19 protein-coding genes are annotated in these 22627 nt (G+C 63.8%); 6 read left to right on the top strand and 13 right to left on the bottom strand.

Annotated features, from left to right (window positions below):
• Nucleotides 1-18 precede the first annotated feature (18 nt).
• The 6 genes from CXK91_RS01310 to CXK91_RS01285 are packed head-to-tail and all read right to left on the bottom strand — an operon-like array spanning nucleotide 19 to nucleotide 7844.
• Nucleotides 19-714: a response regulator gene (locus CXK91_RS01310; protein WP_103454615.1), complete on the bottom strand. Its 696-nt coding sequence runs from the start codon at nucleotides 712-714 to the stop codon at nucleotides 19-21.
• The gene (locus tag CXK91_RS01305) at nucleotides 711-3368 is read right to left on the bottom strand and encodes a sensor histidine kinase (RefSeq protein ID WP_103454614.1); all 2658 of its coding nucleotides are present in this window, start codon (nucleotides 3366-3368) and stop codon (nucleotides 711-713) included. Before CXK91_RS01305 ends, CXK91_RS01310 begins: the two co-directional genes overlap by 4 nt.
• A gap of 5 nt (nucleotides 3369-3373) precedes the next feature.
• A complete protein-coding gene (kdpC, locus tag CXK91_RS01300) occupies nucleotides 3374-3940 on the bottom strand; it encodes a potassium-transporting ATPase subunit KdpC (protein WP_103454613.1) in 567 nt (188 codons plus the stop codon).
• A 42-nt stretch (nucleotides 3941-3982) separates the two neighbouring features.
• The gene (kdpB, locus tag CXK91_RS01295; RefSeq protein ID WP_103454612.1) at nucleotides 3983-6034 is read right to left on the bottom strand and encodes a potassium-transporting ATPase subunit KdpB; all 2052 of its coding nucleotides are present in this window, start codon (nucleotides 6032-6034) and stop codon (nucleotides 3983-3985) included.
• Nucleotides 6035-6045: 11 nt separating this feature from the next.
• Nucleotides 6046-7746, bottom strand: coding sequence for a potassium-transporting ATPase subunit KdpA (gene kdpA / locus CXK91_RS01290; protein WP_103454611.1), 1701 nt, complete (start codon nucleotides 7744-7746; stop codon nucleotides 6046-6048).
• An 8-nt stretch (nucleotides 7747-7754) separates the two neighbouring features.
• Complete coding sequence (locus CXK91_RS01285) at nucleotides 7755-7844, bottom strand: potassium-transporting ATPase subunit F (RefSeq protein ID WP_036991253.1); 90 nt, start codon at nucleotides 7842-7844, stop codon at nucleotides 7755-7757.
• 217 nt (nucleotides 7845-8061) lie between these two features.
• On the opposite strand from CXK91_RS01285, the gene CXK91_RS01280 reads away from it, so the two are divergent.
• Nucleotides 8062-8415 (top strand): YgaP family membrane protein, encoded by a 354-nt coding sequence (locus tag CXK91_RS01280; protein WP_103454610.1) that lies wholly within the window; start codon nucleotides 8062-8064, stop codon nucleotides 8413-8415.
• Nucleotides 8416-8538: 123 nt separating this feature from the next.
• Here the strand turns inward: CXK91_RS01280 and CXK91_RS01275 are convergent, their stop codons facing one another.
• Nucleotides 8539-9429, bottom strand: coding sequence for a LysR family transcriptional regulator (locus tag CXK91_RS01275; RefSeq protein ID WP_103454609.1), 891 nt, complete (start codon nucleotides 9427-9429; stop codon nucleotides 8539-8541).
• 156 nt (nucleotides 9430-9585) lie between these two features.
• Here CXK91_RS01275 and CXK91_RS01270 point away from each other — a divergent pair, with 156 nt between their 5' ends.
• Genes CXK91_RS01270 through CXK91_RS01250 form a run of 5 tightly spaced genes read left to right on the top strand, consistent with a single transcriptional unit; the run spans nucleotide 9586 to nucleotide 15133 of the window.
• Nucleotides 9586-11097 (top strand): CoA-acylating methylmalonate-semialdehyde dehydrogenase, encoded by a 1512-nt coding sequence (locus tag CXK91_RS01270; protein WP_103454608.1) that lies wholly within the window; start codon nucleotides 9586-9588, stop codon nucleotides 11095-11097.
• Nucleotides 11098-11145: 48 nt separating this feature from the next.
• Nucleotides 11146-11919, top strand: a complete 774-nt coding sequence (locus CXK91_RS01265; RefSeq protein ID WP_003281982.1) for an enoyl-CoA hydratase — start codon at nucleotides 11146-11148, stop codon at nucleotides 11917-11919.
• A 35-nt stretch (nucleotides 11920-11954) separates the two neighbouring features.
• Nucleotides 11955-12845 (top strand): 3-hydroxyisobutyrate dehydrogenase, encoded by an 891-nt coding sequence (mmsB, locus tag CXK91_RS01260; RefSeq protein ID WP_103454607.1) that lies wholly within the window; start codon nucleotides 11955-11957, stop codon nucleotides 12843-12845.
• A gap of 3 nt (nucleotides 12846-12848) precedes the next feature.
• Nucleotides 12849-13943, top strand: coding sequence for an enoyl-CoA hydratase/isomerase family protein (locus CXK91_RS01255; protein WP_103454606.1), 1095 nt, complete (start codon nucleotides 12849-12851; stop codon nucleotides 13941-13943).
• 38 nt (nucleotides 13944-13981) lie between these two features.
• Nucleotides 13982-15133: an acyl-CoA dehydrogenase family protein gene (locus CXK91_RS01250; protein WP_103454605.1), complete on the top strand. Its 1152-nt coding sequence runs from the start codon at nucleotides 13982-13984 to the stop codon at nucleotides 15131-15133.
• Nucleotides 15134-16037: 904 nt separating this feature from the next.
• Here the strand turns inward: CXK91_RS01250 and CXK91_RS01245 are convergent.
• The 6 genes from CXK91_RS01245 to CXK91_RS01220 all read right to left on the bottom strand — a co-directional run bounded on the left by CXK91_RS01245 (nucleotide 16038) and on the right by CXK91_RS01220 (nucleotide 22606).
• A complete protein-coding gene (locus CXK91_RS01245; RefSeq protein ID WP_103454604.1) occupies nucleotides 16038-16256 on the bottom strand; it encodes a hypothetical protein in 219 nt (72 codons plus the stop codon).
• A 324-nt stretch (nucleotides 16257-16580) separates the two neighbouring features.
• Nucleotides 16581-17663, bottom strand: coding sequence for a CaiB/BaiF CoA transferase family protein (locus CXK91_RS01240; protein WP_103454603.1), 1083 nt, complete (start codon nucleotides 17661-17663; stop codon nucleotides 16581-16583).
• Between the two features lie 73 nt (nucleotides 17664-17736).
• Nucleotides 17737-19356 carry a long-chain fatty acid--CoA ligase gene (locus tag CXK91_RS01235; protein WP_103454602.1) on the bottom strand — a complete coding sequence of 540 codons (1620 nt, stop codon included), beginning with the start codon at nucleotides 19354-19356 and terminating at the stop codon, nucleotides 17737-17739.
• Between the two features lie 136 nt (nucleotides 19357-19492).
• Complete coding sequence (locus CXK91_RS01230; protein ID WP_103454601.1) at nucleotides 19493-20632, bottom strand: acyl-CoA dehydrogenase; 1140 nt, start codon at nucleotides 20630-20632, stop codon at nucleotides 19493-19495.
• Nucleotides 20633-20642: 10 nt separating this feature from the next.
• Complete coding sequence (locus tag CXK91_RS01225) at nucleotides 20643-21827, bottom strand: acetyl-CoA C-acyltransferase (RefSeq protein WP_103454600.1); 1185 nt, start codon at nucleotides 21825-21827, stop codon at nucleotides 20643-20645.
• Nucleotides 21828-21838: 11 nt separating this feature from the next.
• On the bottom strand, nucleotides 21839-22606 hold the full coding sequence (locus CXK91_RS01220) for an SDR family NAD(P)-dependent oxidoreductase (RefSeq protein WP_103454599.1): 768 nt from the start codon (nucleotides 22604-22606) through the stop codon (nucleotides 21839-21841).
• Between the last annotated feature and the right edge of the window lie 21 nt (nucleotides 22607-22627).

The following is a 22627-nucleotide window of genomic DNA, read 5'->3' as shown; positions in this document are numbered from 1 at the left end:
GCTGCTCAGGTGCGCGCATCATGCGTCCGAGACCAAGCGATACCCGACTCCGGGCTCGGTCACGATAAAGCGCGGCGCAGCCGGATCGTCGCCAAGCTTGCGCCGCAGATGCCCGATGACGACACGTAGATAGTGACTGTCGCCTCCGTGGGACGGCCCCCAGATTTCTTTCAGCAAATGCTGTTGTGTCACCACCCGCCCAGCGTGACGGGCCAGCTCCGCTAGCACCGCATACTCCTTGCGGGTGAGGCTCACGGCCTGGTCGTCCAGACTGACCCGTCTGAACGCGAAGTCTATGCACAAGGCACCTGCAACCACCTGGGCGGTCGTGCTCGCAGAAACCGTGGATTGACGCAACAGCCCGCGCACCCGGGCGAGGAATTCCTGAATACCGAATGGCTTGGTGACGTAGTCATTCGCGCCAGCATCGAGCGCCCTGACCTTTTCCGCCTCACTGGAGCGTACCGACAGCACAATCACCGGCACCTGGCTCCAGCCGCGCAGCTCGCTCAACACGACCTGGCCGTCCATGTCAGGCAGGCCAAGGTCCAGCACAACCAGATCCGGCCGCTCGAGCGCCGCACGGGTCAGACCATCGCGGCCATCGACGCCCTCGACCACCCGATAGCCTTGCGAGACAAGGCTGATGCGAAGGAATTTCCGGATCTGCGGCTCATCGTCGATGATCAGAACACTTGCCGATTCGCCACTCACGAAAGACCGTCCTCCATTTCCGGCTGCGGCGATAGCGGCAGTTCCAGGATCACACTTGCGCCTCGGCCATTGAGCCCATCATCAACCAGTACGCGCCCGCCATGAGCGCCGATCATGCCCTGGCAGATGGCGAGCCCCAGCCCGGTGCCCGGACCGCCCCGGTCTCCCCGTGCAGCGGTGTAGAACATATCGAAGATTTTCTCTCGCTCCGCTTCGGGAATGCCCGGCCCCTCGTCCCTGACGATGAAACGCAACGCGTTGGGGGCCGCTGAAATTGCCACTTCCACGGACCCTCCCGGCGAGGAAAATCGCGCAGCATTTTCCAGCACGTTGACCAGCGCCTGTTCGATCAGCGCCGCGTGGACGTACAGCAGCGGCAGCCGGTCGGGAATCCGAAGCACGACCTGGAAACCAGCCAGGACTCGCTGCAGGCGTTGCAGGGCGCTGGCGACAATATCGGCCGGCGTCACCCAGTCGCGAATCAGCTTGAGACCGCCATGGCCCAGCCGCGTCATATCCAGCAGGTTCTGGATATAGCGATCCAGCCGCTCCGCTTCGTCCCGCGTGGTATCCAGAAGCTCCTGCCGGTCAGTCTCACTCATGCCCGCCCCCAGACTGGCCAGGCAGTCGATGGACCCGCGCATGGCGGTCAGCGGTGTGCGCAAATCGTGCGAAACGGAAGCCAGCAAGGCACTGCGCAGCTCTTCGTTCTGGCCATGCAGCCGGGCCGCCTCAAGTTCATTGGCAAGTGTTGCGCGCCCCAACGCTTGCGCCACGGGTTGGGCCAGAGCGGCAATGAGTCGACCCTTGGCCGGCGGTAGCTGTTTCCCAGGGGCCGGCCGAATACCAAGCACGCCCAGCGATTGCCCATCGCTGGAGAGTGGCAGCCACCACCACTGGCCGCCAGGCAAGGTATCAGTCCCCTGCCCCGCAGCTTGTCCATGTTTCCAGGACCACTCAGCCGCCGCCTGCTCCAAGTCACTCAAAACCGGCAAAACATCACCCTTGAACGACCACTCGGCCTTTTTCGTACGCGTCGCCACTACGGCTTCAACGTCCGAAAGCAACTGCAGTTGGTGAACCGCAACTGCGCAAACGGCCTGCATATCGGTGGCAGCACTTAGCCGCCCGGAGAGCTCGAGCAGCGCCGTAGTCTCCGCTTGCGCCTGCCGCAAAGCCTGCAACTGGTGACGCTGACGGCTGGCGAGATTTCCTGCCAGAACCGCCATCAGCAGGAAGAACAGCAACGTCAGCACATCTTCCTGCCGCGCCACGATAAAAGTGAAGGTCGGTGGTATGAACAGAAAGTTGTAAAAAAGAAACGACAGCCCGGCGCAGGCCAGCGACGGGCCCAGGCTACTACGCACCGCCACCATCAATACCGCTGTAAGAAACACCAGGGAGATGTTGGGCAGCGCAAGATAGCGCGACAGCACGAGTGCAGCGCCAGTCGCCACCAACGTGGCCAGTAAGGCCAGCAGGTAAGTGCGCCATTCGAACGGCCTCGTCGCCCGGCCCGAACTACGCGAGGGCGTGCGCTGCTGGTCGAAGATGCTGATTTCCAGCCCCTGACCTGCCGCGATGAGCTGTTCGGCGACTGAACGCATGAACAAGCGTTTCAGGCCCCGTCGTGCTCCGCTACGTCCGACCAGGACCAACGTAGCGCGGCGCTCGTACGCGTGGTCGATCAATGTGCGGGCTACTCGCTCTCCACGCAGCTCCACCACCTCGGCGCCTAATCTTTCAGCGAGCTGCTGGGCAGCCTGAAGATGGCCCAATGTGGCCTCGTTGCGATTCGCCCCGGTGTTCACATACACGACTGACCACGGCAGGTGCCTACGCTCCGCAACGCGTGCGGCGTGCCGTACCAGCCCTTCGGCAGCATCGTTACCGTGGATACCGACCAGCAGGCGACCACGAACGGCCGGTGCCGACTGACCTTGCAAGCGGTAACGCCGGTTCAGCTCGGCATCGACCCGAGCGGCGGCAGTCTGCATTGCCAGCTCACGCAAGGCCGTCAGGTTGGTCTGCGTAAAGAATGCGTCGATAGCCGCCCGGGCCTGTTCAGGAACATACACCTTGCCCTCGCGCAAGCGTTCCAGCAGCTCGCGCGGTGGCAGGTCGATCAGCAGGATGTCGTCGGCCTCCTGCAGTATCCAGTCCGGGACCGTTTCCCGGACCTGTATCCCTGTAATCGCACGGACTTGATCGTTCAGGCTTTCCAGATGCTGGACATTGACCGTGGTATAGACATCGATGCCTGCTTCGAGCAGTTCCAGCACGTCCTGCCAGCGCTTGCTGTGGCGGCTACCGGGCGCGTTGCTGTGCGCCAGTTCGTCCACCAGCACTACATTCGGCCGCACGGCCAGCAAGCCATCGAGATCCATTTCTGCCAAGGTGATGCCGCGATACTCGCTGCGGATCAGCGGCTGAGCGGGCAGGCCAATGAGCATCGCCTCGGTTTCGGCCCTGCCATGGGTCTCGACCACCCCCACCCGCAAGTCGCGCCCCAACTGTCGTTGGCGCTGTGCGGCCTGCAGCATCGCGTAGGTCTTGCCGACCCCGGGCGCGGCTCCGAGGAAAACCTTGAGACGCCCACGGCCTTCCCTCGGAACATCGTCGAGCAGCGCATCCGCGCGCAGGGCATCGCTCATTCACATCACTCGCTAGGGGCAGGCAGACGATTGTCGGCCAATGCGAGATTCAGAGCCAGCACGTTGACCACGGCGGGCCCCACCAGAGGGGTTTCCAGGTGTTCGTGCAACAAGCGGTCCAGACGCTCGGGCTGTATTCCCCGAGCGGCGGCGACCCGTGATACCTGGAAGCGAGCGGCAGCCAGCGTCAGGTGCGGGTCGAGCCCGCTGGCCGAAGTCGTCGCCAACTCCATAGGCACCGGCTCCGTCGGGCTGCCTCCCCATTCGATTACCCGCGCACGGACCTGGTCGGCCAGTTCCGGGTTGCTTGGTGCCAGGTTGCTGGCGCCGCTGGCCACCGTCTCGTAGTCCCCCGCCGAAGGGCGCGGATGGAACCACTGCGCGCCTTCGAAACGCTGGGCCAACAAGCTGCTACCACGCACCTGCCCGCTGGCATCACGAACCAGGCTGCCGTTGGCCTGTTCGGCAAAGGCCAGCTGCGCCACAGCCGTGACCAGCAGCGGATAAGCGCCCCCTGTGATCAGGGTCATCAGAACCAGCAGGACGAGCGCCGGACGAATTTGTTTGAGCATTTTTTCATCTCCAGAAGCCGCGCCAGTGAGGCGCGGCGGGATTCAGACCAGACCAGTCGCGGTCAGTAGCAGATCGATCAGCTTTATCCCAACGAACGGCGCCAGCAGCCCACCCAGTCCGTAGATCAGCAGGTTGCGCCGTAGCAGGCTGGCTGCGTCGGCCGCCTTGATGCGCACGCCACGCAGCGCCAGCGGGATCAGGACGACGATGATCAGCGCGTTGAATACGATCGCCGACAGGATCGCGCTTTCGGGACTGTGCAGCTGCATCAGGTTCAGTGCCGAGAGCTGCGGATAGATGCCGATGAATAGTGCAGGCAGGATGGCGAAGTACTTCGCCACGTCGTTGGCGATCGAAAAGGTCGTCAACGCGCCCCGTGTCACCAGCAGCTGCTTGCCCACCTGAACCACGTCGAGCAACTTGGTCGGATCGGAGTCCAGATCGACCAGATTCGCCGCCTCCCGCGCAGCCTGGGTGCCGTCGTTCATCGCCATGCCGACATCGGCCTGTGCCAGCGCTGGCGCATCGTTGGCGCCATCGCCGCACATGGCGACCATCTTGCCCTCGGCCTGCTCCTGGCGAATGCGCTGCAACTTCTTCTGCGGCGTCGCTTCGGCGATCAGGTCGTCGACCCCGGCCTCGGCTGCGATCGCGGCGGCAGTCAGTGGGTTGTCCCCGGTAACCATCACCGTACGTATGCCCAGCTGACGCAGCTCGGCGAAGCGCTCGCGTATGCCGGGTTTTACGACATCCTTTAGGTGGATGACGCCCAACAAACGGTCATCGGCGCATACCAGCAAAGGCGTGCCGCCACTCTGAGCGATCTTTTCCACCTCACGTGCCAGTACCGGCGGAACCTGCTCGCGCGTCATGCCGAGATGGTCAAGCACGGCGTCTACGGCTCCCTTGCGATAGCGGCGGCCCTGATGATCGGCACCGGATAAACGGGTTTCGGCGCTGAATGGAATATTGCTGACGTTCTGTGTGGACGGCTCCGCCATGGGCGACAGGGCACGCAGGTATTCCACGATGGATTTGCCTTCGGCCGTGTCGTCCGCCAGCGAAGAGAGCAATGCCGCATACGACAGCTCAGTGGTGGAAATGCCGGGGGCCTTCACCATCGCGCTGCAGCGCCGGTTGCCGAAGGTGATGGTGCCGGTCTTGTCCAATAGCAGCACCTGGACGTCGCCCGCCGCCTCCACTGCCCGGCCCGATTTGGCGATCACGTTGAGCCGCACCAGACGATCCATGCCGGCGATGCCGATCGCCGACAACAGCCCGCCGATCGTCGTCGGAATCAATGTCACCAGCAGCGCGACCAGAAAGACCAGTGGCAGATCGCCCCCGGCGAAGCGGGCGAATGGCTGCAGCGTGGCGACCACTACGAGAAAGATCAGCGTCAGCCCGATCAACAGGACGTCCAGCGCGACCTCGTTGGGCGTTTTCTGTCGCTTGGCCCCCTCAACCAGAGCGATCATTCGGTCCAGTGTGGATTCGCCCGGATCGCTGCTGATGCGCACCAAAAGCCAATCGGACACTACGCGGGTATTGCCCGTGACGGCCGAGCGATCCCCTCCCGACTCGCGGATCACCGGTGCAGACTCCCCGGTAATCGCCGCCTCGTTGACGGCCGCGATGCCTTCGATGACTTCCCCATCACCGGGAATCAGCTCGCCGACCTCGACCCTTACCACATCGCCGCGCCGCAGGCTGCTCGCCGCCACCTGACGGTAATTGCCATTGTCATCGCGCAGTCGCGCTTCGAGCCCCTGTACGCCTGCCTTGAGGCTATCCGCCCGTGCCTTGCCGCGCCCTTCGGCAAGCGCTTCGGCAAAGTTGGCGAAGAGCACGGTGAACCACAGCCATAGCGCTATCTGTATTGCCACCGGGCGACTGACCGCCGCGTCGGGCAAGAAACACAGCAATGTGGTCGCTACAGCGGCGAGCTCGACCACCAGCATCACCGGAGATCGGGCGAGCCGGCGTGGGTCGAGTTTGACCAGGGCCTGCAACAGCGCCGGCTTGCACAGCGCGGCAAAGGATGTAGCAGGTTGTTGCTCGGCACTTTCGAGTGCCGTTTGACGGACGTTCATCATGACGCTCCTCAGAAGCCTTGCAGCAGGACGAAGTGTTCGGCGAGCGGGCCGAGCGCGAGGGCCGGCAGGAATGTCAGCCCGCCGACCAGCAGAATCACCAGGGTCAACAGCGTCACGAACAGCGGTCCGTGGGTGGGGAAGCTGTTGGCATCGAGCGGTGCGCGGTTCTTAGCCGCCAGACTGCCGGCAATCGCCAGCACCGGCAGGATGAAGCCGAAGCGCCCCAGCAGCATGGCGAGTGCGATCATCAGGTTGTGATACGTCGTGCCGGCGCCAAAGCCGGCGAAGGCCGAGCCGTTATTGCCGGTACCCGAGGTGTAGGCGTACAGGATCTGGCTCAGCCCATGAGGGCCAGGATTGGTGATCGAGGCGGCGGGTCCCGGCAAGCTGACACCGATCGCAGCCAGCACCAGCACACCCACCGGCATCACCAGCAGAGAAGCCACCAGCAGGCGGACCTCGCGCGCTTCGAGCTTCTTGCCTAGGTACTCGGGTGTGCGTCCGATCATCAGTCCCGCCAGGAAAACCGTGACCAGCACGAACAGCAACATGCCGTACAAGCCTGCGCCAACACCGCCGAACACGATCTCGCCCAGCATCATGTTGAACATCGGCACCATGCCGCCAAGGGGGCTGAAGCTGTCATGCATGGCATTGACCGAGCCGTTCGAAGCCGCGCTGGTGACGGTCGCCCATAGCGCCGAGGCGGCAATGCCCAGACGGCTTTCCTTGCCTTCCAGCGGCCCCGTCTGTTCCACGGCAATACCAAAAAATGCAGGGTTGGGCTGATGCTCGGCAAGCAGGGTCGTGCCCAGCCCGAGTGAGAACAGCACCAGCATGCAGGCCAGAATCGCCCTGCTCTGCCGAAGGTCGCGAACGTAGTGGCCGAACATGAATACCAGTGCGGCCGGCAACAGCGGGATCGAAGCCACCTCGAGCAGGTTGCTCCAGGCTGTCGGGTTCTCGAACGGGTGGGCCGAATTGACGCCGAAGAAGCCACCGCCGTTAGTGCCTAGCTGTTTGATCGCGATCTGGCTGGCTGCCGGCCCCAGTGGAATGCTCTGCTCGCCGCCCTGCAGCGTCACCACCTGAACGTAGTCCGCCAGGCTTTGCGGCACGCCCTGCCACACCAGCAGCAGCGCTAGGATGAGGCTGAATGGCAGCAGTCCATACAGCACGGCGCGGGTCATATCGACCCAGAAATTGCCGACTGCACCCGCGTTGCGGCGCGACAGTGCGCGACAGAGCACCACCAGCACCGCCAGACCGACCGCCGGGCTGACGAAGTTCTGCACACCCAGACCCAGCATCTGGCTGAAGTAGCTGAGCTGCGCCTCACCGCTATAGGCCTGCCAGTTGGTGTTGGTGACGAAACTCACAGCAGTGTTCAGCGCCAGGTGCCATTCGAGCCCGGGAATGCGTTGCGGATTCAGCGGAAGCTGCCCTTGCAACATGAGCGTCGCAAACAACCCAAGGAGGCTGACCACAGTCAGGCCGAGCAAAGCCAGGCTGTAGCCCAACCAGTTTTGCTCGCTGTCCCGATCTACGCCTGCAGCTCGATAGCACAGCCGCTCGACCGGCTGAAATACAGGTGTCAGCCAGGTGCGTTCACCCTCCATTGCACGGTACAGATAGCGCCCGAGCCAGGGCGCTGGCGCCAGCACGAGGATAAAAAAAGCTGCGATTAGCCAGTAGTCATTGGCGTGCATGCGGCCCCCTAACTACGTTCGGCGCGCAGCAGCGCAGCCAGCAAATAGAAGAACAGGATGATGGCCAGGCCCAATGCGAGCCCGTCGAGGATGGTCATGGGTAATGCTCCGTAGGACGCGTCAATGCGTGAACGCAAAGTTTCGGAGCGGCGGCTGTAAAGTTTCGATTGCGCAAGCGGCCAGGCGGCGTAAAGAAAACGTATTTTTCGCCTCGGACCCCGCGGCGCTGCTGTGGGACCACATCGCGCTCTGGCCGGAACGCTGGCGGCCCGGCGCAGTCATCTATTAACCACTTGCCTTCAGAGGACGCTGCAGATGATCAAGCAATTATTCGACAAGAATGCCCCGCAGAATGTACACGGCTGGGAGCGCGCGGCCTCGCTGGCGGGCGGCTTGGTGCTGATGGGTAAAGGGCTGCGCCGCGGCGGGATTTTCGGACTGGCCGAGCTGGCGATGGGCGGCATGGCACTGGCGCGCGGAATCAGCGGCCGTTGCGAGGGCAAGCGGCTGTTGACCGAGATGGAAGCGAAGCCGGCACTGCCGAGCCAGCGCTACAGCCATATGCCGATGGATTCCGAAGTGCACAGTTCGGACTTCACCGATACCAGCGTACAGATGCCGGACTCCACCCCCATGGGGAACGAAAGCCGCACCACGCCGCGCGTCTGATCAACCGGGCGGAGCCTCGATGATGTGCCGCCTGCGCATAACTGCCATACACGGCTGAAGCGTAAAGCTCACGGCGCTCTATCGGCGCCGCCCTGGTTCTCTGGACAGCTCGGCCAGCGATAACTACTGGCCCAGCAGTCGGCCTTGGTTCTGCTGCGCCATTTCCTTCAGGTAATCCCAGGTCGTGCGCATGCGCGCCAGGTCCTTGAACTCGATCGGCATCAGCATCCAGAAGGTGCGGGTAAAGCTGACCTCCTCCGGCAGCAGCAGTCGCAGCCGTGGATCAGTGTCGGCGGAAAACGCCGGCAGGATCGCGATCCCCGCCCCCATCGCCACCGCTTCCTGCTGCGCCAGCAAGCTGGTGCTGCGCAGACCGATGGAGCGGGCGTCGGCGATGCCATCGAGAAACAGCAGCTCCTTGCTGAACAGCAGGTCATCCACGTAGCTGACGAAGCGGTGCTCTGCCAGATCCTCGCGGCTGCGGATCGGCGGGTGTTCGTCGAGATACGCCGGCGAGGCATACAGCCGCAGCACGTAGTCGGTGAGCCGGGTGATGATGAACGGCCCGCGCTCCGGGCGTTCGAGGGTGATGACGATGTCCGCCTCGTGACGCGACAGGCGCACCGCGCGCGGCAGCGCCAGCAGATCGATGTTCAGGTGCGGATAGCGCCGGCTGAGCCCGGTGAGCTGGCCGGCGAGCATCACCGTGCCATAACCCTCGGTGGCGCCGATGCGTACCTGCCCAGAAAGGCCATCACCCATGCTCGGCAACGAGTGCTCGATGGCCACGCTGGCGCTTTCCATCGCTTCCACTCGCGGCAGCAGGTTGCGCCCAGCTTCGGTGAGCTTGTAACCGCCCGGCTCACGCAGGAACAGCTGCAGGCCCATGCTTTTTTCCAGCGCCTGCAAACGACGCGACACGGTGGTGTGGTCCACGGCGAGCCGGCGCGCCGCGGTCGTTAGCCGCCCCGCTCGGGCGACCTCAAGGAAATAGCGCAGATTGTCCCAGTCCATGGTTGAAGCCTCCATTAGCCCCTGTGCATTTATGCAGAGCGACTCTGCAGTCGATCGCATTGTAATGTGGTTTTTTGCATTGCTACATTCGGTGCAACTGGTCGCAGCCGTCCGCGAGCCATAACAACAACAGTGCCTTCTCAGGCGGAGAGCCTTATGACAACGTCCAGCTCCATTCCTACCGTCAAATTGCTGATCGACGGTGAATTTATCGAATCGACCACCCAGGACTGGCGCGATGTCGTCAACCCGGCGACCCAGGAAGTCCTGGCGCGCGTGCCTTTTGCGACTGCCGAGGAAATCGACCGTGCCGTCGCCAGTGGCCAGCAAGCCTTCAAGACCTGGCGCAAGACACCGATCGGTGCGCGTGCGCGCATCTTCCTCAAGTACCAGCAGCTGATTCGTGAAAACATGAAGGAGCTGGCGGCGATCCTCACTGCCGAACAGGGCAAGACCCTGGCCGATGCCGAGGGCGACGTGTTCCGTGGCCTGGAAGTGGTCGAGCACGCCGCCGGTATCGGCAACCTGCAGCTCGGCGAGCTGGCGAACAACGTCGCCGCCGGCGTCGATACCTATACCCTGCTGCAGCCGCTGGGAGTCTGCGCCGGCATCACGCCGTTCAACTTCCCGGCCATGATCCCGCTGTGGATGTTCCCGATGGCCATCGCCACCGGTAACACTTTCGTCCTCAAGCCGTCCGAGCAGGACCCGATGGTCACCATGCGGCTGTGCGAACTGGCGCTGGAAGCGGGCGTGCCGCCGGGCGTGCTCAACGTGGTGCACGGCGGGCCGGACGTGGTGAATGCGATCTGCGACCACCCGGATATCAAGGCGGTGTCCTTCGTTGGCTCGACCAGGGTCGGCACCCATGTCTACAACCGCGCCAGCCAGGCCGGCAAGCGCGTGCAGTGCATGATGGGCGCGAAGAACCACGCCATCGTGCTGCCCGATGCGCACAAGGAACAGACCCTCAACAACCTCGCCGGTGCCGCCTTCGGTGCGGCCGGCCAGCGCTGCATGGCGCTGTCGGTGGTGGTGCTGGTGGGCGAGGCGCAGGCCTGGATTCCCGATCTGGTAGCCAAGGCGCAGACCCTCAAGGTCAACGCCGGTGTCGAGGCCGGCACCGATGTCGGCCCGCTGGTTTCCTGCGCGGCGCTGGATCGCGTCAGCGGGCTGATCGAACGCGGCGTACGCGAAGGCGCCAAGCTGGAGCTGGACGGCCGCAACCCGAGCGTCAGCGGCTACGAAAAGGGCAACTTCGTCGGCCCGACCATCTTCTCCGGTGTCACCCGCGAGATGAGCATCTACCAGGAAGAAATCTTCGGCCCAGTACTTTGCGTGATGGCGGCGGCGACCATGGACGAAGCCATCGAGCTGATCAACGCCAACCCGAATGGCAACGGCACGGCCATCTTCACCCGCTCCGGCGCGGCGGCGCGGCACTTCCAGGAAGAGATCGATGTGGGTCAGGTGGGCATCAACGTACCGATCCCGGTGCCGGTGCCGATGTTCTCCTTCACCGGCTCCCGCGCTTCCAAGCTCGGCGACCTCGGCCCCTACGGCAAGCAGGTGGTGCAGTTCTACACCCAGACCAAGACCATCACCGAGCGCTGGTTCGACGAGAACGAAGTGGGCGGCCCGGTCAACACCACCATCAATCTGAAGTGATACTTACCCACCGGGCCAGCGGACGCGCCGGCCCTCAAGGACGCTGAAATGACATTCGAAACCCTGCTCGTCGACATCCAGGAGCGCGTTGCTCTGATCACCCTCAACCGGCCGCAGGCGCTCAATGCGCTCAATGCGCAGCTGATCAGCGAACTGAACCAGGCCCTGGGCCAGCTGGAGGCCGATCCGCAGATCGGCTGCATCGTGCTCACCGGCTCGGCCAAGGCGTTCGCCGCTGGCGCCGACATCAAGGAAATGGCCGAGCTGTCCTACCCGCAGGTCTATCTCGATGACCTCTTTGCCGAAGCCGACCGCATTGCCACGCGCCGCAAGCCGCTGATTGCCGCCGTCGCCGGTTACGCCCTGGGTGGTGGCTGCGAGCTGGCATTGCTCTGCGACATGATCTTCGCCGCCGACAACGCGCGTTTTGGCCAGCCGGAAGTCAACCTCGGCGTGCTGCCGGGCATCGGCGGCACCCAGCGCCTGACCCGCGCAGTGGGCAAGGCCAAGGCGATGGACATGTGCCTGACCGGTCGCCAGATGGACGCCGCCGAAGCCGAGCGCGCCGGCCTCGTCGCCCGTGTGTTCCCGGCCGAAAGCCTGCTGGAGGAAACCCTCAAGGCCGCCCGGGTGATCGCCGAGAAATCCCTGCCGGCCACCATGATGATCAAGGAAAGCGTCAACCGCGCCTTCGAGACCACGCTGGCCGAAGGCATCCGCTTCGAGCGTCGTGTGTTCCACGCGGTGTTCGCCACCGCCGACCAGAAGGAAGGCATGGCGGCGTTCAGCGAGAAGCGCAAGCCTGAGTTCACCAATCGCTAAGCCGCATCTGGCCATAACAACAAGAGGAAACAGCCATGCATATCGGATTTATCGGCCTGGGCAACATGGGCGCGCCCATGGCTCACAACCTGCTCAAGGCAGGCCACCAGCTCAGCGTATTCGACCTCAATGCCGCGGCCGTCGAGAGCCTGGTTGGCGCCGGCGCGCTGCCGGTCGACTCCCCGACCGCCATCGCCCAGGGCAATGCCGAGCTGATCATCACAATGCTACCGGCCGCCGTCCATGTGAAGAGCGTGTACCTGGGCGAGAAGGGCCTGATCGCCAGCAGCCGCGAGGGTGTGATGCTGATCGACTGCTCCACCATCGACCCGCACAGCGCTCGCGAAGTGGCCAAGGCGGCGGCCGAGCATGGCAACCCAATGCTCGACGCACCGGTTTCCGGCGGCACCGGCGGTGCTGCAGCCGGCACCCTGACCTTCATGGTCGGTGGCAGCGATGCGGACTTCGATCGTGCACAACCGATTCTCGCGGTCATGGGCAAGAACATCGTGCACTGCGGTGCAGCCGGCAACGGCCAGGTGGCCAAGGTCGCCAACAACATGCTCTTGGGTATCTCCATGATCGGCGTCGCCGAGGCCATGGCATTGGGCGTCGCGCTGGGCATGGATGCCAAGACCCTGGCTGGCGTGATCAACACCTCCAGCGGTCGCTGCTGGAGCTCGGATACCTACAACCCCTTCCCCGGCGTGCTGGAGAATGTTCCGGCCGCCCGCGGCTACAGCGGCGGCTTCGGCAGCGATCTGATGCTCAAGGACCTGGGCCTGGCCACCGAGGCCGCCAAGCAGGTGCGCCAGCCGGTGATCCTCGGCGCCCTCGCCCAGCAGCTCTACCAGAGCTTCAGCGCCCAGGGCCATGGCGGCCTGGACTTCTCGGCGATCATCAATCAGTACCGCAAGGACACCTGAACCATGAGTGCAACCGAACGCCCCGTGCTGGCCGCCGTACGCAACCACGTCGGTCACCTCACACTCAATCGCCCGGCCGGGCTGAATGCCGTGACCCTGGAAATGGTCCGCCTGCTGCAACAGCAGCTCAGCGCCTGGGCGGCCGATCCGCAGATCCATGCGGTGGTGCTGCGCGCCAATGGCGAGAAGGCCTTCTGCGCTGGCGGTGACATCCGTTCGCTGTACGACAGCTTCCAGCGCGGCGACACCGAGCACGAAACCTTCTTCGAGGAGGAATACGCCCTCGACCAGTACATCCACGCCTACCCGAAGCCGCTGCTGGCGCTGATGGACGGCTTCGTCCTCGGCGGCGGCATGGGCCTGGTCCAGGGCGCCTCGCTGCGCGTGGTCACCGAGCGCGTGCGGATGGGCATGCCGGAAGTAGGCATCGGCTATTTCCCGGATGTGGGCGGCAGCTATTTCCTCTCGCGCCTGCCGGGTGAGCTTGGCACCTACATGGGCGTCACCGGCCTGCAGATCCGCGCAGCCGATGCGCTGCACGTCGGTCTGGCGGACTGGTGCGTCAGCCACGACCAGATCGCCGAGCTGGATCGTTGCCTCGACCACATGAGCTGGTCCGTTCATCCGCAGGAGGCGTTGCGCACCCTGGTGGCGATGCTGGGCAGCAACAAACTGCCGGGTTCCGAGCTGAAGGCGCTGCATCAGGCCATCGACGAGCATTTCGGCAAAAGCGACGTGGCGGCGATTCGCGCATCACTGGCCGCCGAAACGCGCCCGGAGTTCGCCGACTGGGCCGAGGAAACGCTCAAGGTGCTCGACAGCCGCTCGCCGCTGGCCATGTGCGTGACCCTGGAGATGCTGCGTCGCGGCCGCGAACTGCCGATCGCCGACTGCTTCGCCCTGGAGCTGCATCTGGACCGTCAATGGTTCGCCAAGGGCGACATCATGGAAGGCGTGCGTGCGCTGATCATCGACAAGGACAAATCACCGCGCTGGAATCCGCCGACGCTGGCAGAGGTCACGCCGGAGCGCGTCCAGGCGTTCTTCGACGGCTTCAAGGCCACCACCGGCAAGACACGCCGCAGCGCCACGGCCTGAACCTCTTTTGCAGCACAACAACAAGAAGAGACCGCGCAATGCATGACCTCGAACTCAGCGAAGACCAACGCATGATCCGCGACATGGCGCGCGACTTCGCCCGCCGCGAGATCACCCCCCATGCACAAGCCTGGGAAAAGGCCGGCTGGATCGACGACGTCCTGGTCGCCCAGATGGGCGAGCTTGGCCTGCTCGGCATGGTCGTCCCGGAAGAATGGGGCGGCAGCTACATCGACTACGTCGCCTACGCCCTGGCCGTGGAGGAGATCTCCGCAGGCGACGGCGCCACCGGCGCGCTGATGAGCATCCACAACTCGGTCGGTTGCGGCCCGGTGCTGAACTACGGCTCGCAGGCGCAGAAGGACGAATGGCTGGCCGAACTGGCCAGCGGTCGCGCCATCGGCTGCTTCGCCCTCACCGAACCGCAGGCGGGCTCCGAAGCGCACAACCTGCGCACCCGCGCCGAACTGGTGGACGGCCAGTGGGTGCTCAACGGCAGCAAGCAGTTCTGCAGCAATGCCAAGCGGGCGAAGTTGGCCATCGTCTTCGCGGTGACTGATCCGGATCTCGGCAAGAAGGGTCTTTCCGCGTTTCTGGTGCCTACCGATACCCCTGGTTTTGCGGTGGAACGCAGCGAACACAAGATGGGCATCCGCGCCTCGGACACCTGCGCGGTCTCGCTCAGCGACTGCCGCATCCCGGAGGCTAACCTGCTTGGCGAACGCGGCAAGGGCCTGGCGATTGCACTGTCGAATCTGGAAGGCGGGCGTATCGGCATCGGTGCGCAGGCGCTGGGTATTGCCCGTGCGGCCTTCGAAGCCGCCCTGCTCTACGCCCGCGAGCGTGTGCAGTTCGGCAAGCCGATTGCCGAGCACCAGAGCATCGCCAACATGCTCGCCGACATGCAGACCCAGCTGAACGCCGCGCGCCTGCTGATCCTGCATGCCGCAAGGCTGAAGAGCGCTGGCCTGCCCTGCCTGTCCGAAGCCTCCCAGGCCAAGCTGTTCGCCTCGGAGATGGCGGAGAAGGTCTGCTCGCAGGCCGTGCAGATTCACGGCGGCTACGGCTATCTAGAGGATTATCCGGTCGAGCGCTACTACCGCGACGCACGAATCACGCAGATCTACGAGGGCTCGAGCGAAATCCAGCGCCTGCTGATCGCGCGGGAGCTGGCGAACTACGCGCTTTAATAGGCACGCCGCGAGGCTGGGGGCGTGAAGGCTGCTGGGATCAGCTGCGCTTGGTCTTCACGACGCTTGTTGGTGGGCTGAAGCCCATCCTACGGTACATACACCAATGCAACGCCGGATTCCCACCTAAGCGCCTACTGACTTGTAGGGTGGGCTTCAGCCCACCAATCCCGCCTCCCGCCCCGCCGGTGATTCGCAACAGCCGTTAACTGCGACCAATAAAAAGGGGAGCCGTAAGGCTCCCCTTCAGGGTGTGTTGCTTCGTTCTTCTTCTGCTGACGAGCTTGTTGTTTTTGTTAGCGGCCCGGTCGGACCAACGTCCGCATAGCAGTCCCATAAGGGACATAAAGAACAAACGGATTTTTTTGGTCGCTGATGTTGCCACTGCCCCTGGGGGCTCAACCGGTTCTGGAGCTGCCTGAAGGCAGTTTTGTTGTTCTCGGTCCGGTCAACAGGAAACCTGTCGGGCAATTCCTCTCCAAAAGAATCAGTTTGCTACGCCTCCACATGCTTATTTTTATTGTGTCGGAGTCGCTACATATTGTTTTTGTTATGGGGTGTGTTTTCTTGTTCTTGTTATGCCATAAAGAAAGCATTCGTCGTGCCAACTTTTAAAATTCTTTGTTTATCAAGCGATTAGGATTTTCAGCCCTTGAAACCTCACAGGCTGGAGGTGGTATTCGTTACCGCCCACCTCAGCCGGTCGTTACGCAGCACTAAAGGAGTAACACCTTTGGGTAACCGTTGGCTGGTAAGGCTCTGCGGCAAGCGCGAGTTCTATAGCCTCTGTTGAGGACGATGCGCGGTAAACCCAATGCAGGACACCCCGGCAGTGAACACTGTCAGGGTGTCTATCGCTCGATGGGCATAAGAGGTTCTTCGGCTGGTTAGCGCCCGAGTGGTATCAGGCGTCTGCTGTCTGTACAGCAGTTTCCTTGCGTCTTGCTAGATAATCGCAGGCCATGATGGCGAGCAATGGAACGGCCCCAACACTCAGGGCTGAATGCCAGGATCCGACGAGGGCCACGAAAAGCATCCCCACGACAACGATCGCAGCGACGCAGTGGGCCAGGAACCGGCACATTTCAAGTGCAACTACTTGTTGTTCGGCATTAATGTTCATGACGTCTGACTCCCCGTTTTTGTTGTAATAAGCAGCCTCGCTTTCATATTAGCCAGCTGGCGCCAAGCCGCAACCTTAACCGACGTGCGGCACGTCTAGCCCGCGGATTACAGGCTATACACACTACTTTGGTCGATACCAGATGATTACTTTGGACGGTGTTGCGACATAAGCGTTATATATTGTGGAATCGATTTCCTGACTGTATGTCCAATAAAAAACGTGCTTTTTAGGTGGCGGCAAATGTACGGCTTCCAGCAAGCGCTGCGTAACCACCGGGTACGTTTAAACACCGCGTTGAGCCGTTTCACCGACTGCGGCAATTCAATCCCAGCCCTCATCCGGACTGCACCGTAATGTGCGCCTCGCCTTGCCTGGCGTACGCGAGAACCGCGGCGCCGGCGCCGCCTGCAACACGCCGTCCAGTTCCTGATAAACGCCACGCTGGCGCATATGTGGGTGCTGTGCCGCTCCGGCCAGCTCGAGCACCGGTGCGAAACACGCATCGCTGCCCTCCAACAAGGCGCACCACTCGGCTTGCGTACGGGTAATGAATAGCCGTTCCAGTAGCTTGGCCTGTTCCGGCCATTTGGACGGCTCGTCAAACCCTGCCCAGAGCGCTTCCGGCGCATCGATGCGCTCCAGCAGCTCTCGCCAGAACTGCAGCTCCAGAGGCCCGATTGCAATCTCGCGTCCATCCGCGCAGCGATAGCAACGGTAATTCGGCGCAGCGCCAGCCAGCGGATTGCGTTCGCGCCGCATGTTGATTCGCCCGCCTGGCAGCAGACCGGCAAAGAAGGTCATCAGCGAAGACACGCCATCGACGATCGCCGCATCGATCACCTGGCCCTGACCGGATCGCTCGCGCTCCCATAACGCAGCGAGAATGCCGACCGCGAGGTACAGCGAACCGCCACCGAAATCGCCGACCAGGTTCAACGGCGGTATCGCCGTCCCGCTCTCGCCGCGGATTGCCGCCAGCGCGCCGGTCAAGGCGATGTAGTTGATATCGTGCCCGGCGGCCCTGGCCAGCGGGCCGGTCTGGCCCCAACCGGTCATGCGACCGTAGATCAGTTTCGGATTGCACTGCAGCAGTTCGTCCGGCCCCAGCCCAAGCTTTTCCATAACGCCGGGGCGAAAGCCCTCAATCAGCACGTCGGCGGTCTGCGCCAGCTCAATGCAGCGCGCACGCCCGGCTTCGCTGCGAATATCGAGCGTCAGCGTCTTGCGCCCACGATCGACCACCGGGTTCGGCCAGCCGTTACCACCCTCGCGTTCGATACGCAGCACTTCGGCGCCCATGTCCGCCAGCAGCATTGCGCAGTGCGGGCCTGGCCCGATCCCCGCGAACTCCAGCACGCGCAGGCCTTTCAACGGGCCCTGTCTTACCTCGGTGCTCTCACTCATCATGCCTCTCCTGATTCGCACGCACGGGCACGCCCCGCGCCGATGGGCACGGGGCGTACTTTCCAGCAAACGGTTACTGATTCGCGGCGGTCAGCTGGTTCTCGACCAGATGGTTGCGATAGCGCTCGCGCAGCACCTTCTTGTCGATCTTGCCCGTAGCGGTCAGCGGCACCGCGTCGAAGATCACCGCATCCGGCATCCACCACTTGACGATGTTCGGCTCCAGATGGGCGAGAATCTTCTCCACGGTGACCTCGGCATCGGCGTGCGGCTCGATCACCAGTACCGGACGCTCCTCCCATTTGGGGTGGAACACGCCGACTACCGCCGCCACCTTCACACCGGGACAGGCCGCCGCGACGTTCTCGATATCGATGGAGCTGACCCATTCGCCGCCGGACTTGATCACGTCCTTGCTGCGGTCGGTGATACGCATGAAGCCGTCGGCATCCAGCGTGGCGATGTCACCGGTGTCGAACCAGCCATCCTCATCCAGTGCGCTCACTTCGCTGCGGTAGTAGCGCTCCACCGTCCAGGGACCGCGCACCTTGAGGCTGCCGGAACTGACGCCGTCGCATGGCAGCTCACTCCCGTCCTCGTCGACGATCTTCAGTTCGATGCCGAATTGCAGGCGCCCCTGGCGCGTCCAGATGGTGTCGTTGGTGGCCTGCTGGCCACGTTCGGCCAGTTTCGGCGTCGGCGTCGCCACCACGCCCAGGGGACTGGTTTCGGTCATGCCCCACAGCTGGCAAACCGCGACGCCGTATTTGGTCTGGAAGGTCTCGGCCATCGCCCGCGGCACGGCGGAACCGCCGATCACCAGCCGCGCCAGACTGCCGGAATCCTCACCGCTACGTTCCAGATGGGCGAGGTACATGGTCCAGATGGTCGGCACGCCGCCGGACAACGTCACGCCCTCGGTCTTGATCAGTTCCTGCAGGCTCGCGCCGTCCATCTTGTCGCATGGCAGCACGAACTTGCAGCCATTGATCGCCGCGGCGAACGGAATGCCCCAGGCGGTGCCGTGATAGAGCGACGAGCACGGCATGATGCAATCGAAGGCGGACAGGCCGAATGCGCCGGACAGCCCGGCGGCCATCGCATGCAGCACCACCGAGCGGTGGCTGTAGAGCACGCCTTTGGGGTCGCCGGTGGTGCCGGAGGTGTAACAGAGCACCGCGCCGGCGTTCTCGTCGAACTGCGGCCAGTCCAACGGCTGCTCAGCGGCGATCAGCTGTTCGTAACTCAGCACACCTTCAAGGCCGGAACTTGGCTGCGCGGCCAGTTCGATGAAATGGCGGATATTGCCCAGCCGCGGCCGCAGCCGCTCGACGCAGGCGGCAAAGCTGCTATCGAACAGCAGCACCTGGCTGCCGGCGTGGTTGATGGTGTAGACGATCTGTTCGTCCGACAGCCGCGGGTTGGCCGTGTGCAGCACGGCGCCGATGCCGGGCACGGCGAAGAACAGCTCGTAGTGACGATGTGTATTCCAGGCCAGCGACGACACGCAGTCGCCGGGGCCGATGCCGAGCTTGCCCAGCATGCTGGCGGCCTGTGCCGAGCGGGCGGCAAGACCGGCATAGTCATAACGCCAGAGGGGTTCGTCGACCAGCCGCGAGACGATTTCGCGGTCGCCATGAGCACGCGCGGCGTGGGTGACGATGCTGCTGATCAACAGCGGGGCGTTCTGCATCAATCCTGGTTGCATGTTTCCTACCTCTATCTTGTTTTTATTGTGCAAGTACCGGTCGAGGAAACAGCGTTCTACCGGCACCACTTGAAATCATGTATCGATGCGCCGCAGGGCACGCAGGCGCAGCTGGTTCAGGTCAGGCCGGCCCTCCGAGGTTGCGCGCGATGACCAGGCGCTGAATATCGCTGGTGCCTTCGTAGATCTGGCAGACCCGCACGTCGCGGTAGATACGCTCCACCGGGAAGTCGGACAGGTAGCCATAGCCGCCCAGGGTCTGTATCGCTGCCGAGCAGACCTTTTCCGCCATCTCCGAGGCGAACAGCTTGGCCATCGAGGCCTCCACCAATGCCGGCCGTCCGGCCTCGCGCAGCGCCGCAGCGTGATGGACCATCTGCCGTGCCACAGCGATCTGCGTAGCCATGTCAGCCAGACGGAAAGCCACGGCCTGATGCTCGATGATCGGCTTGCCGAAGGTTTCGCGGTCCCGGGCGTAATCACGCGCCGCCTCGAACGCCGCGCGCGCCATGCCCACCGCCTGGGCGGCGATGCCGATGCGTCCCCCTTCTAGGTTTGCCAGGGCAATGCGGTAGCCTTCGCCCTCCTCGCCCAGCCGGTTGGCGACCGGCACGCGCAGGTCCTCGAAGGCGATCTGACAGGTATCCGAGGCGTGCTGGCCGAGCTTGTCCTCGACCCGCACCACCTGATAGCCGGGGCTGTCGGTGGGCACGATAAAGGCACTGATGCCGCGCTTGCCGGCATCCGGGTCGGTCACCGCGAAGACGATTACGGTGCCGGCATGCTTGCCGGAGGTAATGAACTGCTTGGCGCCGTTGAGCACGTAATGATCGCCGTCACGCCGGGCTCGAGTACGCAGGCTGCTGGCGTCGGAGCCGGCCTGCGGTTCGGTCAGGGCAAAGGCGCCGATCTGCTCGCCGCGTGCCAGCGGGGCAAGGAAGTCGCGCTTCTGCTGATCGTTGCCGAAACGCAGGATCGGCACGCAGCCTACCGAGTTGTGCACGCTCATGATGGTTGAGCAGGCGCCGTCACCGGCGGCAATCTCTTCCAGTGCCATGGCATAGGCCAGGTACCCGGTGTCGCTGCCGCCCCACTGCTCCGGTACAAGCATGCCGAAGAAGCCGAGCGCGGCCATTTCGCCGATTGCCTCGGCGGGATAGCGATGCTCGCGGCTCCACTGTTCGGCGAACGGCTTCAGGCGTTCCTGAGCGAACTGGCGAGCCATCTCGGCGATCGCGTTTTGATCTTCATTGGGCAGCATGGATGCCTCCTCAGATCAGTTCGACGGCCATGGCGGTGGCTTCGCCGCCGCCGATGCAGATCGCCGCCACGCCACGGCGCAGGCCACGGGCACGGAGGGCCGAAAGCAGCGTCACCAGAATCCGCGCGCCGGAGGCACCGATCGGATGACCAAGCGCACAGGCGCCACCGTTGACGTTGACCTTGGCATGGTCCAGACCGAGCTCGCGGATGCTGGCCATGGCGACGACCGCGAAGGCTTCGTTGATCTCGAACAGATCCACGTCGTCAATCGACCAGCCGGTGCGTTCCATCAATTTGCGGATCGCGCCGATTGGCGCCGTGGTGAACAGGTTCGGTGCATCGGCGTAGGCCGCGTGGCCGTGGATCACCGCCTGCGGCTGCAGGCCCCAGCGCTCGGCTTCGGAGCGGCGCATCAGCAACAGCGCGGCGGCGCCGTCGGAAATCGAGCTTGAGTTGGCCGCAGTCACCGTGCCGCCCTCGCGGAACGCCGGTCTCAGGGTGGGGATCTTTTCCGGCATAGCCTTGGGCGGCTGCTCGTCATCGCGGATCTGGCGCTGCTGTTTGCCCTGGGTAACCTCCAGCGCAACGATCTCATCGGCGAAGCGCCCTTCGCTGATCGCCACCTGCGCCCGACGTAGCGATTCCAGCGCGAACGCGTCCTGCTCTTCACGCGTGAAGCCGAACGTATCGGCACATTCCTCGGCGAAGGTGCCCATCAGGCGGCCCTTGTCGTAGGCATCTTCCAAGCCGTCTAGAAACATGTGGTCCAGCACCCGACCGTGCCCCATGCGGTACCCGCCGCGGGCGCGGTCGAGCAGATACGGCGCGTTGGACATGCTCTCCATGCCGCCGGCGACGACGATTTCCGCGCTGCCCGCGAGCAACTGGTCGTGAGCCATGATCACCGTCTGCATGCCCGAACCACACATCTTGTTCACCGTCGTGCAGGTGGTGGCGCGGGTCAGCCCGGCGCCGAGAGCGGCCTGGCGCGCTGGGGCTTGGCCCTGACCAGCGGGCAGCACGCAGCCCATCAGCACGTCCTGCACGTTCTCGGCCGGCAGGCCGCTGCGCTCCACCGCCGCGCGGATGGCGGCAGCGCCGAGCTGCGGCGCCGTCATGCCCAGCAGGTCACCCTGGAAACCACCCATGGGCGTGCGCGCGCTGCTGACGATTACGATCGGATCATCTTTCATTTCTGCTTCCTTTACTTGGCGGCCATGCGCAAGGCGCCGTCGAGGCGGATCACCTCACCGTTGAGCATGCTGTTCTCGAAGATGTGCCGCACCAGCGCGGCGTATTCGGCTGGGTGACCCAGGCGTGGCGGGAACGGCACGCCGGCGGCCAGCGAGTCACGGATTTCCTGAGTCATGCCGGCCATCATCGGCGTCTCGAACACGCCGGGCGCAATGGTCATCACGCGGATGCCGAAGCGGGCCAGCTCGCGGGCGGCCGGCAGGGTCATGCTGACCACACCGCCCTTGGACGCGGCATAGGCAGCCTGGCCGATCTGCCCGTCGAAGGCGGCAATCGATGCGGTATTGATGATCGCGCCGCGCTCGCCATCGGCGTCTGGCGCGTTCTCGGCCATGGCCTCGGCGGCCAGCCGCAGCATATTGAAGCTGCCGATCAGGTTGATACCAACGATGCGGCTGAAAGCGTCGAGGCTGTGCGGACCATTGCGACCGAGGACTTTCTCGCCGCCGGCGACGCCGGCGCAGTTGACCAGCCCGTGCAGCCCGCCGAAATGTTCGCGGGCGGTGGCGACGGCGTAGCGTGCGGCCTGTTCGTCACGAATGTCGGCAACAACGCCCAGCGCATTGGGCCCCAGCCCCTCGGCAGTGGCATTGGCCGCCGCTTCATCCAGGTCGGCGAGCACGACCTTGCCACCCGCCTCGACCAGCGCCTGGGCCGCCGCAGCGCCGAGGCCGGAAGCGCCGCCCGTAATGAGGAATACCTTGTCGCGAATGTGCATGGCTCTCTCCCGTGCTTGTTG

This window comes from Stutzerimonas stutzeri, from assembly GCF_002909485.1.
Classification (GTDB): Bacteria; Pseudomonadota; Gammaproteobacteria; order Pseudomonadales; family Pseudomonadaceae; genus Stutzerimonas; species Stutzerimonas stutzeri_AH.
The sequence above is the reverse complement of the archived record's forward strand: the minus strand, read 5'-3'. Positions and strand labels throughout refer to the sequence as shown.